This window comes from Haematobacter sp. (genome assembly GCF_032102465.1).
In the GTDB taxonomy this organism is placed as follows: domain Bacteria; phylum Pseudomonadota; class Alphaproteobacteria; order Rhodobacterales; family Rhodobacteraceae; genus Haematobacter.
In genome coordinates, this window is sequence record NZ_DAMDHB010000002.1 from 151,287 (window position 1) to 169,496 (window position 18,210).

Annotated in this window: 14 protein-coding genes; 10 read left to right on the top strand and 4 right to left on the bottom strand. The window is 64.6% G+C overall.

The window, feature by feature from the left end; all coding sequences use genetic code 11:
* Positions 1–70: 70 nt before the first annotated feature.
* Entirely contained in the window at positions 71–2,068 is a 1,998-nt protein-coding gene (locus tag RT513_RS02945) for a BCCT family transporter (RefSeq protein ID WP_290689082.1), read from the bottom strand.
* Between the two features lie 590 nt (positions 2,069–2,658).
* Here RT513_RS02945 and RT513_RS02950 point away from each other — a divergent pair.
* From RT513_RS02950 to RT513_RS02995, 10 genes are all read left to right on the top strand, one after another.
* Positions 2,659–3,726, top strand: coding sequence for a LacI family DNA-binding transcriptional regulator (locus RT513_RS02950; RefSeq protein ID WP_218821907.1), 1,068 nt, complete (start codon positions 2,659–2,661; stop codon positions 3,724–3,726).
* Positions 3,726–4,751 (top strand): ABC transporter substrate-binding protein, encoded by a 1,026-nt coding sequence (locus RT513_RS02955; protein ID WP_290689078.1) that lies wholly within the window; start codon positions 3,726–3,728, stop codon positions 4,749–4,751. The genes RT513_RS02950 and RT513_RS02955 overlap by 1 nt, the downstream gene beginning before the upstream one ends.
* 77 nt (positions 4,752–4,828) lie before the next feature.
* A complete protein-coding gene (locus tag RT513_RS02960; protein ID WP_088214680.1) occupies positions 4,829–5,656 on the top strand; it encodes an ABC transporter permease in 828 nt (275 codons plus the stop codon).
* Entirely contained in the window at positions 5,653–6,432 is a 780-nt protein-coding gene (locus tag RT513_RS02965) for an ABC transporter permease (protein ID WP_088214679.1), read from the top strand. The genes RT513_RS02960 and RT513_RS02965 overlap by 4 nt, the downstream gene beginning before the upstream one ends.
* Positions 6,425–7,450, top strand: coding sequence for an ABC transporter ATP-binding protein (locus RT513_RS02970; protein ID WP_290689074.1), 1,026 nt, complete (start codon positions 6,425–6,427; stop codon positions 7,448–7,450). The genes RT513_RS02965 and RT513_RS02970 overlap by 8 nt, the downstream gene beginning before the upstream one ends.
* 4 nt (positions 7,451–7,454) lie before the next feature.
* Positions 7,455–8,375, top strand: a complete 921-nt coding sequence (locus tag RT513_RS02975) for a nucleoside hydrolase (RefSeq protein ID WP_290689072.1) — start codon at positions 7,455–7,457, stop codon at positions 8,373–8,375.
* On the top strand, positions 8,372–10,153 hold the full coding sequence (locus RT513_RS02980; RefSeq protein ID WP_290689070.1) for an adenine deaminase: 1,782 nt from the start codon (positions 8,372–8,374) through the stop codon (positions 10,151–10,153). Before RT513_RS02975 ends, RT513_RS02980 begins: the two co-directional genes overlap by 4 nt.
* A gap of 2 nt (positions 10,154–10,155) precedes the next feature.
* Positions 10,156–11,319 (top strand): M20 aminoacylase family protein, encoded by a 1,164-nt coding sequence (locus tag RT513_RS02985; RefSeq protein ID WP_290689068.1) that lies wholly within the window; start codon positions 10,156–10,158, stop codon positions 11,317–11,319.
* Positions 11,316–11,987, top strand: a complete 672-nt coding sequence (locus tag RT513_RS02990; RefSeq protein WP_313533523.1) for a phosphoribosyltransferase — start codon at positions 11,316–11,318, stop codon at positions 11,985–11,987. The genes RT513_RS02985 and RT513_RS02990 overlap by 4 nt, the downstream gene beginning before the upstream one ends.
* A gap of 1,115 nt (positions 11,988–13,102) precedes the next feature.
* Positions 13,103–14,152 carry a linear amide C-N hydrolase gene (locus RT513_RS02995; protein ID WP_290689064.1) on the top strand — a complete coding sequence of 350 codons (1,050 nt, stop codon included), beginning with the start codon at positions 13,103–13,105 and terminating at the stop codon, positions 14,150–14,152.
* Positions 14,153–14,331: 179 nt separating this feature from the next.
* Here the strand turns inward: RT513_RS02995 and RT513_RS03000 are convergent, their stop codons facing one another.
* Genes RT513_RS03000 through RT513_RS03010 form a run of 3 tightly spaced genes read right to left on the bottom strand, consistent with a single transcriptional unit; the run spans position 14,332 to position 17,974 of the window.
* A complete protein-coding gene (locus RT513_RS03000; protein ID WP_088214671.1) occupies positions 14,332–15,390 on the bottom strand; it encodes an ABC transporter ATP-binding protein in 1,059 nt (352 codons plus the stop codon).
* Positions 15,387–16,976 carry an ABC transporter permease gene (locus tag RT513_RS03005; RefSeq protein WP_290689061.1) on the bottom strand — a complete coding sequence of 530 codons (1,590 nt, stop codon included), beginning with the start codon at positions 16,974–16,976 and terminating at the stop codon, positions 15,387–15,389. Before RT513_RS03005 ends, RT513_RS03000 begins: the two co-directional genes overlap by 4 nt.
* Positions 16,977–16,990: 14 nt before the next feature.
* Positions 16,991–17,974 (bottom strand): iron ABC transporter substrate-binding protein, encoded by a 984-nt coding sequence (locus RT513_RS03010; RefSeq protein WP_290689059.1) that lies wholly within the window; start codon positions 17,972–17,974, stop codon positions 16,991–16,993.
* Positions 17,975–18,210: the final 236 nt, after the last annotated feature.

Consider the following 18,210-nt stretch of genomic DNA (forward strand, 5'->3'; position numbering starts at 1 on the left):
CCCTGCGGCGTGGATGCGGCACGGCAGATGTTCCGGGCCGCATTCCGGGCCGCATTCACGCCGCAGGGCGTTATCCTTCCGCCGGGCGCTCCGCCGCGTGTTCGGGCGCGCCGTGCATGAGTTGCGATTCCGGGCGCTGGACCAAGACCAGATACCGTTCGAACTGGGTCAGCACATCGGCAATCAGAGCCTCACGCGTCAACCCCATGACATCGTAACCTTCTGTTCCGCTTGAGAAGTAGGTTCGCGCCTCATAGCGGTAACCCGGGTGATCGACGCTGCGGGTGGAGAAGGAGGGTAGCGGCAGCGCAACTGGCCCCACGCCATAGACGAAGTCGCGCATGTCTTCGGCAGGGGAGCGGAGTTCCACGCTTCCTCCATCCGCGTCCTGCACGGAGGCTTCCTGCCCCCGGCGTGTGAGCTCCATCGCCACGTCATCAAGCGCGGAGCGAACGTCACGCGCGATGAAGCGCTGCACCTCTGCCTCTGTCGGCGAATGCAGCAGCAATGCGATCCGTTTCTGCCAGCTCACACCAACGGCGGGGGCAGCAGCACGCCGCGCCGTTCTGAGCCGTTTCTGCGCAAGGTCCGATCGCATCCCCATCTGCAACCCCAGAACCAGCGCCAGCATCACGAAGGTGAAGGGCAGCGCGCTCGCGATGGTCGCTGACTGGAGCGCGCCAAGCCCGCCTGCCACGAGCAGGCAAGCCGCCACGACGCCGGACAGTGCACACCAGAACACCCGTTGAATCGCTGGCGTATCCGACTCTCCTCCCGAGGCAATCGTATCCATCACGAGAGAACCCGAATCCGCCGAGGTCACGAAGAACACCGCGACCAGCAACACGCCGAGTGCGGAGGTCACCGCAGGGAACGGCAGATAACTGAAGAACTGGAACAGCCCGACGGATACGTCATTGGCGATGGCCTGCCCCAATTCGCCATTCGCCACCGTCGAATCTACGAAGATGGCGGTATTTCCAAACACCGTCATCCAGAAGAACGTGAACCCGGAGGGTATGAACAGAACGGCGAGCACGAACTCCCGAACGGTCCGCCCGCGCGAGATCCGCGCGATGAACATGCCCACGAAAGGTGACCAGGAAATCCACCATGCCCAATAGAAAAGGGTCCAGGCGTCGATCCACGGCGTCGGCTCATAGGCATAGATGTTGAAGGTCCGCAGCACCAGCGTGTCGAGATAAAGTCCGATATTCTGAACGAAGTCGCGGAAGAGTTCAGCGGTGGGACCGACGAGAAGGACGAAGATCATCAGCATGATCGCGACCACGAGGTTCAGCTCCGAAAGGATCCGCACCCCCTTGTCCAGCCCGCTTACGACAGAGATGGTCGCAAGCGCAGTCACCACCACGATGGTCGGGATCTGGATCGACAGACCGATGGGAAGGCCGATCAGGTAATGCAGCCCCGCGTTGATCTGCGACACGCCCACCCCGAGCGAAGTGGCGATGCCGAAAATCGTGCCCACGACCGCGAAGATATCCACCACATGCCCGATCGGCCCGTTGATCCGCTCCTTCAGCAGGGGATAGAGACCGGACCGGATCGTGAGCGGCAGGTTGTAGCGATGACCGAAATAGGCCAGCGACAGGCCGACGACCGCATAGATTGCCCAGGCATGTATGCCCGAGTGGAAGAAGGTGACCGACATCGCCTCCCGGACCGCCGCCACGGAATGGGGTTCGGCGGTGGGTGGGGCAAGGAAATGGGTCATCGGCTCACCCACGCCGTAAAACATCAGCCCGATGCCCATGCCGGCAGCAAAGAGCATCGCGACCCAGGCGGAAAAACTGAAGTCCGGGGTCGATTCATCCGGTCCAAGCCGTAGATTGCCCCCCTCCCCGATGCAGAAGATCAGCACCCAGATGAGGAATATCGCCACAGCCAGCAGGTAGAGCCAGCCGAAGCGGTTCAGGATCCAGCTCTGTACCTTCGCAAAAATGCTGGCAGCTTCTCCCGGCAGTATGACTGCGACGCCGAGAAACAGGAATATGACTGCCAGTGATCCGAAAAATACCGGCGGGTTGATCCGAAAGCTGCTGAACATTGGAATTCCATCGGAAGGAGTGTTCCCCCTCATGATGGTTTCGAGGGAGCCGTTTCCAAGCCTCTGCCGCGTCGGAAATGCAATGCCCCTGCTTTCGCGTCACACGCCCCGGAGGAGAACCGACATTCCGCAAGCTGCAGGACGCGGCAGCCCGCCCCTTCGGACGGCATTTCCCCCTTCTTACCCTGGGTAACGGCGCGATACCGTTCTTGTCGGAGGAAGCGCGGATGACTGATGTCGGAAGCCGTTTACCGCTCTTGCTCTGAGGTCGTTCGGTTTGCCGGCGATCCAGGGTATGGCTGAATACTGTGACGCGCCTTCGACGCAATGGTGCTTGTTTCTTTGCCTCAGCGGGGCTGAAATGGTGACGGGTGGAGTGTCCCGCAACGGCTTCTGCAACCTACAAGCATGGCCAAACTCCGCATCACTGGCCGGTCGTCTGAAAAGCACTTGCTCACATCGAGACTCGGGGGCCACCGTGGGACACCCTCCATGTTACTTTTAGCGCACGCCGGCATCAAAAACGGTCGACAGGGGGAACTGTTTCGTCTAGGCGTGCTTAATCGTTTAATCAGTCGATGGCAGCGCCGGTGACCAGCACCCGCATACGTCCCAACCTCAGCCAGATCGCCGCGCGCCTGAATGTATCGGTCGCAACGGTGTCGAATGCCCTCTCGGGCAAGGGGCGTGTGTCGCCGGAAGTGGCGGAGCGGATCAGGGCGACCGCCGCCGAGATGGGCTATGTGCCTGCGCGGGCGGCACGGGCGTTGAGGACGGGTCGGTCCCATGTCATCGGCCTTGTGCTGCCGGACATTTCCAATCCGCTGTTCCCGCAGATCGCCCGCGCCATAGAGCAGGCCGCGGCGAATGTCGGCTACGCCGTTCTGATCGCGGATGCCCGCGATGACGTCACCATGCAGACCGAGGCCATCGCGCGCCTGCTGGAACGGGGCGTGGACGGGATCGTCGTCGTGCCGCGGCGGGGCAGCCGGATTGCGGATATCGGCAGCCCTGTCGCCGTGATCGACAGCCCCTCCACGCCGGGGAACACGGTTTCCGCCGACCATTGGCAGGGCGGGCGGCTGATCATGTCGCATCTGCTGTCGCTCGGTCATCGCAAGGTGCTGATCCTCGGAAACGATCCAACCTCGAACGTGCAGAACGACAGGGTGGGCGGCATGCGATCCTGTCATCCCGATGTGGTCGAGGTCATGTGGGCGGAGCGGATCGAGCGGCAATCCGGCCCGGGCCAGCCCCTGCGGCTGGCAGATAAGTTCGCCCAAGGTTTCACTGCCTTCGCCACGGTATCCGACCTGCTGGCCATCCGCGCGCTCACCGAACTGCTGGGCGCGGGTATCGGGGTGCCCGATCAGGCCAGCGTGTCCGGGTTCGATGATCTTCTGTGGTCCTCCGTGGTCCGGCCCGCGCTGACGACGGTGCGGATGGACCTGCCGTTGATCGCCGAGCGGGCGATCATGGCCCTCACCGATGCGATAGAGCACAACCTCGCCACCCCGGAGGGGCCGCTCTCCTCCGGCTCCGTCAAGCTGGCCTCACCTGCGTTGGAGCGGGTGCCCATGACACTTGTCGTGCGCCAGACCGCGGCCCCGCCAAGCACCGCCGACAGAAGAACCGCCCAACATGGAGGGAGACATTAATGAAACTGCGGACCGCCCTGGCTTCTGCCACAGCCCTTGCCCTCAGCCTTTCCGGCGCTCAGGCGCAGGAGAAGACGCTGACGATTTCCGTCTATGCCTTCGCGCAGGATGAATTCAAGGAACTGGTCTATGATCCGTTCGAGGCCCGATGCGGGTGCAAGCTCGTCGTAGAGACCGGCAACAGCGTCGAGCGTCTGGCCAAGATGGAGGCCAACAAGGCGAGGCCGGTGATCGACATGGCGGTGGTCTCCATGGCCGATGCGCTGCAGGCCAGCCGCGCGGGCCTGACCGACACGATAGATACGGCAAAGCTCACCAACTACGACAAGCTCTACGACATCGCCAAGGATCCGAATGGCGACGGGATGAGCGTGGGCTACACCTTCTACGCGACATCCATCGTGTATCGGACCGACAAGATGAAGATCGAATCCTGGGCCGACCTGCTCAAGGATGACGTGGTCTCCCACATGGCCTTCCCGAACGTCACCACCAATCAGGGGCCGCCCGCGCTCTACATGCTGGGCATCGCGCTCGGGCAGGACACGCCGGATCTGAAGGGTCCGATCGAAGCGGTGGGCGCCAAGCGGGACGAGATCGTGACCTTCTACGTCAAATCCTCGCAGCTCGTGCAGCTCATGCAGCAGGAGGAAATCTGGGCGGCCCCTATCGGCCGCTTCTCCTGGGCGCCCTTCGCCAAGCTGGACCTGCCGCTTGCCTGGGCGACGCCCAAGGAAGGGCAGACGGGTGGCATGAATGTCATGGTGGTGACCAAGGGCTCCCAGAACCGGGATCTGGCGCTGGAATTCATGGATTTCTGGCTCTCGACCGAGGTGCAGACGAAACTGGCGGAGAAGCTGGTGGACAGCCCCGCGAATGCCGAAGTCCGCGTTTCTGACGAGGTGGCCCAGAACATCACCTATGGCGAGGAGACGGTGAAGAACCTGAAGCTGATCCCCTCCTCCATCTCGCTCGACAATCGTGACGGCTGGCTCGCCGACTGGAACGCCAAGGTCGGACAATAACCGCCAGGGACCGTCAGCAGACCGGGAGGAGGCCCCCTTCTCCCGGCCGATCCTCCCCGTAGCAAAGGCTCATCCCCATGTTCCAGAACCGGGCAGAAGCGCTGGCGCTTGCCCTTCCGGCAGCGCTCTTCGCAGCCATTGTCTTTCTGATCCCGGTCGCGCTCCTGCTGTCCGAAGGCTTCCGCTCCTCCGGCCAGTGGACGCTCTCGGCCTATGTGGATTTCTTTTCGCAGCCCCTGAACAGGACGATCTTCCTGCGTACCCTGCGGCTCGGGCTGACCGTGACCGCTGTGGCGGCAGTGATCGGTTACGTTACCGCCTATGCCATCGTGTCGCTGCCTCCGGGGGCCAAGGGGCGGATGATCGGGCTTGTCATCCTGCCGCTGATGATTTCGCCCGTCGCGCGGACCTATGCCTGGATCGTCATTCTGGGCCGCACCGGCATCGTCAATCAGGCACTGCAGCTGTTCGGCCTGACGGATGAGCCGGTGCGGTTCCTGTTCACGGAGACGGCGGTGTTCATTGGGCTTCTGCAACTGTTTCTGCCCCTGATGATCATCTCGCTCATCAGCGCGCTGGAGAACCTGCCCCGCGATGTCGTTCCTGCTGCCCGGGTTCTCGGGGCCAGCTGGTTTCAGGTGTTCTGGAAGGTCATCCTGCCGCTGACGCGGGAGGGGTTGATCATCGGGGGCACGCTGGTCTTCACCGGCTCCCTTACCGCCTATATCACGCCCGCGATCCTTGGCGGATCCAAGGTGCTGATGCTGGAGACGCTGCTCTACCAGCAGGTCACGGTCGCCAACAACTTCGTCGCGGCCAGCGTCATCGCCTTCATCCTGATCGTGATGAGTTTCGCCGCCAACATCCTGCTGCGCCGCATCGCCTCGGCAAGGAGTGGCAAATGATCCGCAAGGCGCTTGCACCGCTGATCCTCCTGCTGGTCATGATCTTCCTGATCGGGCCATTCTTCATCATCGTCGCGGCGTCCTTTTCGGCGGGCGACACGCTGGCGTTCCCGCCTCAGGGATTTTCGCTCAAGTGGATCGCCAAGGTCTTTACGGTGGAGAGCTTCCGGCAAAGCTTCGCCACGTCGATGTTCCTTGCTATCGGCGGCACGCTTGTGGCGCTGCTCCTCGGTATTCCGGCGGCCTATGCGATGTCACGCTATCGGCTGCCGGGGGCGGAGACGGTGCGGTTCATGGTTTCCCTGCCGATCATCGTGCCCGGCATCATCGTCGGTCTGGCGCTGCTGCGCTATTTCGTGATCCCTGTCGGCATTCCGATCACGCTGGCGCTGTTCGTGGCCCACACTGCACTGGTGCTGCCCTATGCGGTGCGCGTCGTGTCTGCCAGCCTTGCGAACCTGCGGTCCGACATGGAGGAAGCGGCTGTCCTGCTCGGGTCATCGCGGATCGGGGCCTTCTTCCGTGTTGTTCTGCCCAATATCCGCGGCGGCATCCTGTCCGCCTTCATTCTGGGCTTCGTCACCAGCTTCAATCAGGTGCCGGTGTCGCTGTTCCTCTCCGGGCCGGGGGTCCGCACGCTGCCGGTGGATATGCTGGGGTATATGGAGATCGTGTTCGATCCCTCCATCGCGGCCCTGTCTTCTCTTCTCGCCTTCCTGTCCATCGGCATCGTTTTCGCAGCCGAACGTTTTCTGGGGTTCTCGCGCTATGTCTGATGCGTCCTTTCTTGTTCTCGACAAGCTCACGCTGGCCTATGGCAAGACCCCTGCCGTCAGCGGCCTGGACCTCCACATCCGTCGGGGGGAGCTGATCGCTCTGCTGGGCCCCTCGGGCTGCGGCAAGACCACCACGATGCGCGCCATTGCCGGTCTGATGCCGGTAAAATCGGGGCAGATCCGGCTCGATGAGCGCGATATCACCCATACCCCTGCCAACAAGCGGGAAGTCGGGCTGGTCTTTCAGTCCTACGCCTTGTTCCCCCATCTCACGGTGTATGAGAACGTGGCCTTCGGTCTGCGCCTGAAGGGCGTTTCGGGGACCGAGCTTGACGCGCGCGTCACAGGGGCGATCAAGTCCGTCGGCCTCGCGAAATTCGCGAGCCGGAAGACGCCCGAACTCTCCGGCGGCCAGCAGCAGCGCGTGGCTCTTGCCCGCTCCATGGTGATGGAGCCGAAGGTGTTGATGCTGGATGAACCGTTGTCCAACCTCGACGCCCGTCTCCGGCTGGAAATGCGCAACGAATTGCAGCGCATGCAAAAGGAAAGCGGCGTGACGATGATCTTCGTCACACATGATCAAGTGGAGGCCCTGGCGCTGGCCGACCGGATCGTCGTCATGCGCGACGGCGCCATCGAGCAGATCGGTACGCCCGAGGATATCTACAACCGCCCCGCCTCCAACTTCGTTGCGGATTTCGTCGGGTTCGAGAATATCTTCGCGGTGAAGGACGGCAGGATGATCACGCAAGGCGGCGACATTTCCCTGTCTGCCGATGCGGCGGGTGCAGCGGGCCTCGCATGGCGTCCCGATGCGGTACCGCTCGGCGCTGGTCCCTACTCGGGCACGGTGCGCGGCACGTCATTCGCCGGCAGCACCCGTGAATATGTGCTGGACACCCCGCTCGGCCCGATCAAGACGGAGGTCGATGCAGGCAAACCGGCGCATCAGCTGGGCGATGCGGTGCGCTTCGATCTGCCGCTGGACGCCGCCGCCCCCCTCCATCGTTTCGGATAGCATCATGGGCGTCTGGATCGACACCGACATGGGCTTTGACGATATCGCGGCCGTTCTGGTCGTGCAGAATGCGGGCCTTGCGATCGACGGCGTGTCGCTCACCTTCGGCAATGCGCCGCTGGCGCAGGTGTGCCGAAACGCCGCCGGGGCGGCCGCGGCCTTCGGCTGGCGGTTTCCCATCCATATGGGGCGCGCCCTGCCCGTCATGGGGCGGCTGGAGACGGCCCAGACGATCCTTGGCGAGACCGGCATCCCGACGCGGGGCCGCACCCTTCCAGAAGCGGAACCGCTGCCGGTGAGCGATGCCTTTGCCGCGTTATGCCGCTGGCTGGAAGGGGACGGGCCGCATCGCATTCTCGCCCTCGGGCCGTTGGGCAATCTGGCGGCTCTGGCGCTGGCGCGGCCGGACCTTGCTTCCCGCATAGATGATCTCGTGTGGATGGGGGGCGGCCTTACCCGTGGCAATCACACCGCCTCGGCGGAGTTCAACGCCTTTGCAGACCCGGAGGCCGCCGCCATCGTGCTCGCCCAGGGTTTGCCGCTGACCATGGTCGATCTGGATTTCTGCCGCAGGATCCTCGCCACGCCACAGGATGTGGAGGCTCTGCGGAGGGCGCAGGGCATCAACGCAGAACTTCTTGCCGACCTTTTTGGCGGCTTCGTCGATATCGCCCTGTCGCGGGCGCGTCCTGCCATGGCGCTTTACGATCCGGCGGCGGCAGTCGTCTTCGCCCGGCCCGATCTGATAACATTCGAGCCCGCGCGGATCGACGTCGAATGCGGCGGTCACCTGACGCGGGGGCGCACCGTGGTGGAGACGCGGGCGAGCCACGCCATCTTCAACGCCCGCTTCGCCGCCGACTGCGACAGGACGCAGGTTCGTGAAGCCGTGCTCGCCGCGCTGCATTGGGAGGCCGGAAAATGAGACAGCCACTGGACCTTGCCGAGGGACGCCTCCGCCTTCGTGCAACAGCCGCGGCGCGGGGCGATCAACCCTTCGACCTGCTGATCCGGGGCGGCACCCTCATCGACATGGTGACCGGGGAGCACCGGCCCGCGGATATCGGCATCGTCGGCCCGTTGATCGCTTCCGTCCATGCGCCGGGCACCCGCAGCGACGGGCGAGAGGTTCTGGATGTGGCAGGAGCCTTCCTTTCTCCCGGCCTCATCGACACGCATATGCATGTCGAAAGCTCGATGGTGACGCCTGCGACCTATTGCGATGCGGTACTTGCCCACGGTGTGACGACCGTTCTCTGGGACCCGCATGAATTCGCCAATGTGCACGGCATCCCGGGGGTCGATTACGCGATCCGGGCGACGGAGGATCTGCCGCTGCGGTTCGTGGTGCTTGCGCCCTCCTGCGTGCCCTCCGCGCCGGGGCAGGAGCGCGCTGGCGCCGATTTCGATGCGGCAACGGTCTCCCGGCTGCTCGCCCGCCCGGAAATCGGCGGCGTGGCCGAAGTGATGAACATGCGCGACGTCATCGCCGGTGAGCCGCGGATGAGCGGCATCGTGCAGGCCGGGCTCGCTGCCGGAAAGCCGGTCTGCGGTCACGCCCGCGGGCTGACCGGGGCGGCGTTGCAGGCGTTCATGGCGGCAGGCGTCGGCTCGGATCATGAGCTGACCTCCGGCTCCGACCTGATGGAGAAGCTGCGGGCCGGGTTGTTCATCGAACTCCGCGGCTCGCACGATCATCTGCTGCCCGAATTCGTAGCGGAACTGAACCGGCTTGGACATCTGCCCCAGACCCTGTCGCTCTGCACCGATGATGTCTTTCCCGACGATCTCCTGCACGGCGGCGGGCTGACGGATGTAGTGCGCCGGCTTGTCGGCTATGGCCTGCCGCCGGAATGGGCGCTGCAGGCGGCAACGCTGAACGGCGCGCGGAAGATCGGGCGGGACGATCTGGGACTGATTGCAGCCGGTCGCCGGGCCGACATCGTCATCTTCGACGATCTGAAGGCATTCGTTGCGGGCCACGTCGTGGCAAATGGCAGGATCGTGGCGCGTGAGGGCGCAGTCCTGCGCCCTTCGGTCGAGGCCGAAGCGGGGAATTTTCTGCATTCCATCCGGCTTTCCGCGCTGACGGCTGATGATTTCCGCATCCGCGCCGCCGGCGACCGTGTCCGCGTCGCCACCATCGACAGACCGCGCTTCACCCGTTGGGGAGAGGCGGAAACTGCCGTGGCGGAGGGTGTCGTCGTGCCGCCGGAGGGAGCGACGCTCATCGCCGTTGCGCATCGTCACGGCCTTGCCGATCCTGCGCCGCGGGCCGGCTTCCTGCGGGAATGGGGCGCGTGGAGGGGAGCTTTCGCCACCACCGTCTCCCATGACAGCCACAACCTCACAGTTTTCGGCGGCAACCCGGAGGATATGGCTGTCGCGGCGAATGCCGTCATCGCGGCGGGAGGCGGGATGGCCGCGGCGGCGGGAGGAGAGGTCCTGGCGCTTCTGCCCTTCCCGGTCTCGGGTCTGGTATCGCCCTCGGTTCTGGCAGAGGTCGCGGCCGATTTCGCGGCGCTTCGCGAGGCGATGGATCGCGTCGTGGACTGGCAGCCCCCCTACCTGATCTTCAAGGCCTGCTTCGGCGCGACGCTTGCCTGCAACCTCGGCCCGCATCAGACCGATCTCGGCATTGCCGACATCTCGCGCGGGGGCGTTCTGTCGTCGCCCATCCTCGACATCCTTTCCGGGACATGACCATGAGCGACACGATAGACGCCGACCTCCCCTTTCTGACGGCGCTTCGCCGCGATCTGCACGCCCACCCGGAACTGGGTTTCGAAGAGCACCGCACCTCAGATATCGTCGCAACGCTTCTGGAGGAGGCGGGGATCGCCGTGCATCGCGGCCTTGGCGGCACCGGGGTCGTCGGCACGCTCCAGATCGGCAACGGGACACGCCGTATAGGGCTGCGGGCGGATATGGATGCGCTGGCCATGCCGGAGCTGGTGGATCGGCCCTACAAATCCACTGTGCCCGGCAAGATGCATGCCTGCGGCCATGACGGGCATACCACGCTGCTGGTCGGCGCGGCGCGGGAGCTGGCGCGGCGGAGGGATTTCTCCGGGACCGTGCATTTCATTTTCCAGCCTGCGGAGGAGGGTCGCGGGGGTGCGGATCGCATGGTGTCGGACGGGCTTTTCGACATCTTCCCCTGCGACGCAGTTTATGGGCTTCACAACATGCCGGGTCTCGACCCTGATGAGATCGCGGTGGTGGAGGGGCCACAGCTCGCCTCCTCCGACAGCTGGCGGGTGACCTTCCGCGGGATCGGCACTCACGGGGCGAAGCCGCATCTGGGCCGCGACCCCGTGACGGCGACGGGCAGCTTCCTCACCGCCTTGCAGACCATCGTGGGACGGGTGGTGGATCCGCTGCAACCGGCGGTGGTCAGCGCCTGCTCGGTGCAGGCGGGGCAGGCGGAGGTGCTGAACGTGATCCCCGAAACGGTGGAGATCGGCGGCACGGCGCGCGCTTATTCCGCCGAGGTGCGCGATCAACTGGAAGCGGAGATCGGGCGGCTGGTGGAGGGCACGGCCATGACGTTCGGTCTCACCGCCGACTACCGCTACATCCGGCGCATCCCGCCCGTGGTGAACCACCCCGACGCGACATCCCGCGCTCTCGGTGCGGCGTGGGATGTCTTCGGGAAGGTCCGTACCGCGTTTCCGCCCTCCACCGCAGGGGATGATTTCGCCGCGCTCGCGCAAGGTAGACCCGGTTGCTACGTCTGGCTGGGCAACGGCCCGGCCGTGGAGGGAGCTATCCATCACAACGGCGGCTATGACTTCAATGATGCGGCAATCGGTCCCGGCGTGCGGTTCTGGACGCGGCTGGTGGAACGCGAGCTTGCGGCGGAATGACGATGGAACCTCATGACTTCTGGCAGGAGATACTGCCGCCCGGGCCCGACGCGCCCCTGCACCACGATGGGTTCTACACCGCTACGCTGGCGGATGGACGGCGCCTCCGCCTGCCGATAAGGCCGCTGCCCGACGGGCGGCACGGGCTGGCCTCGCTGATCGTCAATCAGGCAAGCTTCGCCGTGCTGGACGCGCTCGCCGCCGATCTGGCCGCGCGTCTGGCGGAATTCGAGCCGGACGTGGTGGTCGGCCTGCCGACGCTGGGGCTGACACTCGCCGCGGAGGTGGCGCGGCAGCTGGGCCACAGCCGCTATGTGCCGCTCGGCACCTCGCGCAAGTTCTGGTATGAGGAGACGCTGTCCGTGCCGCTTTCCTCCGTAACGACGCCGGATCAGGTGAAGCGGCTCTACATGGACCCGCGCATGCTGCCACTGCTGGTGAACCGCCGCGTGGCGCTGATTGACGACGTGATATCGAGCGGCCGGTCCATCCGCGCCGGGCTGTCGCTGCTGGAGACGCTCGGCGTTCGACCGGTCGTGATCGGCACTGCGATGCTTCAGTCAGACCGCTGGCGCGATCCGGCCGGGGCGGAGGGGTGGAACGCCCGCGTACGCGGCTGCTTCATCACGCCGCTGCTGGAAAAGGACACGCAAGGACGCTGGTCCTGAACGGGCCGGCATCCTCTTCTCCTGCCCATGCTGCGTGGAACCGTATGCCGTCTCGCCTGTGCGCTCGCGCGAGACAACGAGCACAGGGCAGCCGCGACAGGCACGACCCTCGCCGTCCACGATCATCAGCCCTTTGCGGGACCCTTCTGCTGACCGGTCGAAATATGCAAGTAACGTGGCGTTCGGCAATGCGGACCCGATGGAGCCGCCGCCCCTCACGCGGCTCCTCAACAGCAGCCCGGTCGGCTCTACGGCGGCTGCTTTTTCGCGCGGAGGCCGTGACGGCCTGGATATCCAGCCGATGCAGCTCCGGTCGCCACAAATACTGGTCGCCGCCTCGGATCCGAGAGAGGCCGACCAGAACCGCTTGCGAATTCTGATCGCTGGACATTCTGCGGTTTGCTGACCCCCGCAGCTATCATGTACCATGGTCGCGCCCAGCATATCTAGCAGGCTGCTGAAAAAGGCTTTTTGGCCTGTGTTGGAGTGGAAATCGTTCACCATCTGACACCATCTGACGAAATCCAGCCGGAAATCTTCCGGGCGTTTCCGGGCCGATTTCCGGTACATAGGCATGACAGTTCAGAACTTTTTCAGCAGCCTGCTAAGGTCCTGCGGATCGCGCTCGACATCTCCATCGCGCTTACTCCGCAGGTACGCAAAGCGATCCGCGGGGATCACCCGCAACCGTATGACGGGAGGGGGCACCCGAACCTTCGAGAGCGCCTCGGGCGCCTACACGGAGATTGGACAGGCAGCTATGTTTCCACGGATGCCGACCACGAGCGCGTCCCCTCTGAGCAACCGCCCAGGGGCGTCGCACCGTCGCTCTCCGTTCCGGCGCCGGTGATGAGCATCGGTCGCCGATGTCTTGCCGTCAGGCCGGTTTCCATGTGAGCGCCGCGACCACTCCATCTCCATCACGCGTGTTGATCAGGAAGTTCGATTCCTCTTTTCGGAGGGCGCCGCGCCCATCATGGTGCCGCAGGGATGGCAACGGTTTTCAGAAGTGCGCTGCGGCTCCCTGCTGATTATCGCGATGGCGGCGGAGATTTCGATGCTACGATGACCGGACAATCAAGCGTCTTCCGACAGTTCTGAAAAGAGGAAATCCCATGCTGCGCCTGCTTCTCGCCACGGGAGCCATTGCCGCGCTCACCGCCGCTCCTGTCGCCGAGGCCTGCACCCGTGTGGTCTATCATGGGCCGGAAGGCCGGGTGTTGACGGCGCGGTCGATGGACTGGAGCCTGCCGATGCTGTCCAACCTGTGGGTCTTTCCGCGCCGCATGACCCGCACGGGCGAGGCCGGGCCGCGCTCGCTGGAGTGGACATCGAAATACGGCAGCCTGATCGTCTCGGGCTATGACATCGCCACCGTCGACGGCATGAACGAGACCGGGCTGGTCGCGAACATGCTGTGGCTGGAAAGCTCGGATTATCCCGAAGACGACGGCAGCACACCCCAGATGTCGCTGTCGGTTTGGGCGCAGTATTTCCTGGACAACTATGCCACCGTGGCGGAGGCCGTGGCGGACCTGAAGGCGCGGCCCTTCCATGTCGTGACGCGGGATGTTCCGGTACAGCCGGGGCGGCTGACGACGGTGCATCTGTCCTTGTCCGATGCGAGCGGCGACAGCGCCATCCTCGAATGGATCGATGGCGAGTTGATCATCCATCATGGCCCCGAATACAGGGTGATGACCAACGATCCGCCCTATCCCGAGCAGCTGGCAGTGGCCGCCTACTGGCGGGGCGTCAATCCGCGGGAGATGCTGCCGGGCACCACCCGCGCTTCCGACCGTTTCGTGCGGGCCGGAACCTATATCGACATGGTCGTACAATCCGACGACCCGCGCGAGGCGGCTGCGGCGGCCTTCAGCGTGATCCGCAATACCTCTGTGCCGTACGGCATCACTACCCCGGAAGCGCCGAACCTCTCGACCACGCGGTGGCGGGTGGTGGCGGATCAGAAGGATCGGCTGTTCTATGTGGAATCCGCGATCTCGCCCAATGTCTTCTGGGTCGATCTGAAACGTCTTGATTTTGCCGCGAACAGCGGGGTGCGCTGGCTGGATGTGGGCGTTGATATGGTCGCCCTTCAGTCCGGGGAGGTATCCGGCAAGTTCACGCCCGCAAAACCCTTCCGCTTCGAACCGGCAGAGTGAGGCCGGGCGGGCGCGCTTCCACTGTGTGCCGCCTTTCGCTGTCCATTGTGGGTGCCAGCTCACCCCATATCCAGCGACACGCTTCTTAGCCGCCCCCTCTCGTCCTGCCGTATGGGTGCTGCTCTCGAAGAATATGTGACGGTTGCGATACGCTCCGCCGCCGGACTGCATCGCGCCGATCAGAGCGGAGGGTCTGGAAATGCTGGCCCCGTTCCGGGCTGTTCGGGGAGCGGGCTCACCGGCGCAGGGGTAACATCGGGCCGCAAACCGACGTGGACATTCGCACCATCCCGGAAAGGCGTGCGGCTTTCAGCCTCCACCAGCAGGCCTGCGCAATCCACCGTGCAGATCGTGAAGCGCCCGCGATACTCCGATGCAACCACCTGCCCATTGCCAGCCTGATCGCCCTTGACGGGGCTGAGCAGAATGTCCTGCGGTCGCACGGAAAACACGATTTCTCCCGCCCGCGCATCGGGCACGGGAATACGCCCGATGGCGGTTTCCGCCCAATGACCGGCGGTGTCGCGCAGCCCAGGGATCAGGTTCGTGCGGCCAAGGGCGCGCGCGACGAAGACATCCGCGGGACGCTCGTATACCTCGTGCACCGGCCCGCACTGAAGCAGTCGGCCATGGCGCAGCACGGCAACACGGTCGGCAAAGCCGAGCGCCTCGTCCTGATCGTGGGTAACGATGATGATCCCGCAGCCGCTTGCCTTCAGCAGACGGCGGATTTCCTGTCTGGCAGCCGTGCGCAGGTCGGTATCGAGGTTCGAGAACGGCTCGTCGAGCAGGATCAGACGCGGCTGAAAGGCCAGCGTCCTGGCAAGCGCCACCCGCTGCTGCTGTCCGCCGGAAAGCTGGTCCGGGAACCGGTGCTCCAGCCCGCTCAGCCCGACCATGGCGAGGAGCCGGGGCAGCGCAGCGGGGTCTCTGCATCCGAAAAGGATGTTCTCCGCCACGGTCATGTGGGGAAAGAGCGCATAATCCTGAAACACGATCCCGACCTTCCGCCGTTCCGGCGGCAGGGTGGTGACATCGCGACCGGAGAGCATGATACGCCCGGCATCCGGCGTCTCGAACCCCGCGATCATTCGCAGCGTCGTTGTCTTGCCGCAACCCGAAGGGCCGATCAGGGCAAGGATTTCACCCGCAGCCACCGTCAGCGAGATGTCCGTCACGGCCGTGGTGGCGCCAAAGCGTTTTTCGATGCCTTCGAGTTGCAGCAGAGCTTCCGTCACTTTCGCGCTCCCCTTCCGCCGCCCTCGTACTTCAGGATCAGCCCGACGAATACCGCCGAAAAGAGGATCAGGACCAGCGCGAACGGCGCGGCTTCCGCCATCATCCCCTCTCCGGTGCGGGCGAAGATCGTGGTGGCGAGGGTCCGCGTGCCGGTGGGGGCAAGCATCCACGCGATGGGCAGGTCTTTCACCACCATGACGAAAACAAGGATGCCTGCAGCGATCATCGGGCGTCGCAGGCGGGGCATCACCACGCTGGCAAACGCGCGCAGAGGAGAAGCGCCAAGCGCACGGGCCGCCTCTTCCTGATGCGGGCCGATCTGCATCAGCGCCAGCCGGATCGGCCCAAACGCCAGTGCGATGAAGCTGATGACATAGGCAAAGATCAGCAGCGCATGGGTTTGATAGAGTACCGGGGCCACCTGCAACGTCAGGAATGCGAGCGAGAGCGCCAGTGCAAGGGCGGGCGTTGCATAGCCCAACCACGCCAGCCGCTCCGCCAGGCGGGAGAGTGGCCCGGGCCAGCGCAGGTCAAGCAGGACGACCGGCAAGGCCAGCGCCATGGCGACCAGTGCGGCGGGCCCGGCGATCAGCACCGTCGCGGTCATCGCCGCCCCCAGATCAGCCGCGTTCAGCGACGGCAGGCCGAGCCGCATCCAGTGCAGAAGCACCATCAGCGGCAGGCCGAGCGCGGCCAGCGCCACGCCGCAGACGCACAGACGCGCGGGCCAGCGCCATGCCCCGAGCGCGATGGGCTGCGCAAGCCGCCGCGCCCCGCTGCCCGTGGCGGCAAAACGGCGATTGCGGGTCAGCCGCCCTTGCGCGAACAGCGCAGCCACCGTCATCGCCAGCAGGATCAACGCCAGCCACGCCGCATAGGTGCGGTCGAAGGCGCCGCTGTACTGGGTATAGATCGCGTAGCTGAAAACCTCATACCGTATCAGAGCGACGGCTCCGAAATCGCCGATCACATAAAGCCCGACGACCAGCCAGCCCGAAACGAGCGCGGGCCATAGCTGGGGCAGAACGACCTGGCGAAAGACGGATGTCCGCGACCGGCCAAGGCTGCGGGCGGTTTCCTCCAGCGCCGGGTCCATGCCGAGAAACGCTGCCCGCAGATTCAGGAAGATATAGGGAAACGTGTAGAGCGTCAGCGCCAGTCCCGCGCCCCACAGCCCCCGCAGCGGCGGCAGCGACAGGCCGAACCAGTGCTTCAGGAACCCGTAATACCCGGACAGGCCGATGATCGCGTAGGCCATGACGTAGCCAGGCACCGCCAGCGGCAGCACCATCAGAAAGGACACGAGCCGCCTGTGGCCAAGATCGCTGCGCGTCACCAGCCAGGCCATCGGCAAAGCGATCAGCGTGCCCAGCCCCAGAACCAGCGCCACCAGCTTCAACGTGTTGGCGAGGAGCAGCAGGTTCCTCTCTCGCAGCACGATCTGGGCGATCTGTTCAGGCTCTGCGGCAAAGGCGCGCATCAGCAGATAGATCACCGGCAGGCATGTTCCCCCCAGCACCAGCAGAACGGGCAGCACCACAACAAGCGGAGGGCGGGGCTTCTGCCCCGCCGTTGTCACTCTCACCGTCGGACTCAGGCTCAGAGCAGACCCACGTCACGCAGCAGCGCCAGCGTCCCCTCAAGATCGCCGAGCTTGTTCACGTCGACCTTGGGGCTGATTTCCTCCACCGTGGCAAGCGGTTCGAGGGTCGCCTGCGGGATGATGCCCTGCCGCACCGGGTATTCGTTGCCCTGAAGGGTGATGAACTGCTGCGCGGCGGGCGACAGGAGGAAATCCACGAACTTCTGCGCGGCGTCCTTGTTGTCGGAGGCCTCTGTCACACCGGCCCCCGCGACCAACACCAGATTGCCGATGTCACCTGCGCCGAAATGGGTCTGGTCCACCGGGAACTTGTCGTCTTTCGCTGTGTAGCGACCCAAGTAGTAGTTGTTCACCAGTCCGAAATCCACCTCGCCATTGGCGATGCCCTCGATCTGGGTGCCGTTGTTCTTGAAGACCTTGGTTTCGTTGGCCTTCATACCCTCCAGCCAGGCCTTTGCAGCCTCATCGCCATGGGTCAGGCGGAAGGCGGTCACGAAGGCCTGAAACGAACCGTTGGTCGGCGCCCAGGCAACGCGGCCCTTGTATTTCGCATCCGTCAGATCGGTGATTGCGCGGGGCAGGTCGGCCTCCTGCACACGCTCGGGAGAATAGACCAGAACGCGGGTCCGCCCGGATGTTGCTACCCATTTGTTCGACGGATCGCGGAATACCTCCAGCACCGTTTCACTGACGGCGGGGGAGAGGTCGGCGAACTGCGATGAAAGCGCGCCAAGGGCCCCGGCATCCTGCGCCCAGAACACGTCGGCCGGGGTGCGCGTGCCCTCCTCCATCAACAGCGTCGCCATCTCGGAGGTGGAGCCGTAGCGGACCTCGGCATCAATGCCGGTTTCGGCCTCGAACTGAGCGATGAGTGGGGCGACCAGGGCCTCACCACGACCGGAATAGATCACAAGCGAGTCGGCAGAGGCCATCGAACCCGCGAATGCAAACGCAATGCCGCAGAGGAGTGTGGTCTTCATGGGTATATCCTCGTAATCGGCCCGGCAGTCGCGGGCCCGGTGGTAGCGGCGCCCCGACGATTACCGGTTGGCCTGCCGACTGCATGCTCGTTTGCTGGCCCCTTCGCATCGCGCGGGTCTGGCTGAAGGCGACACCATGGGCGGAGGATTTCCCTTTCCGCGGGCCCACGGCCTGTCGCGGACTGCATAGCCGACAAAAAAACTCATCGAAATTGGCCCGGGACCAATGCCGGACC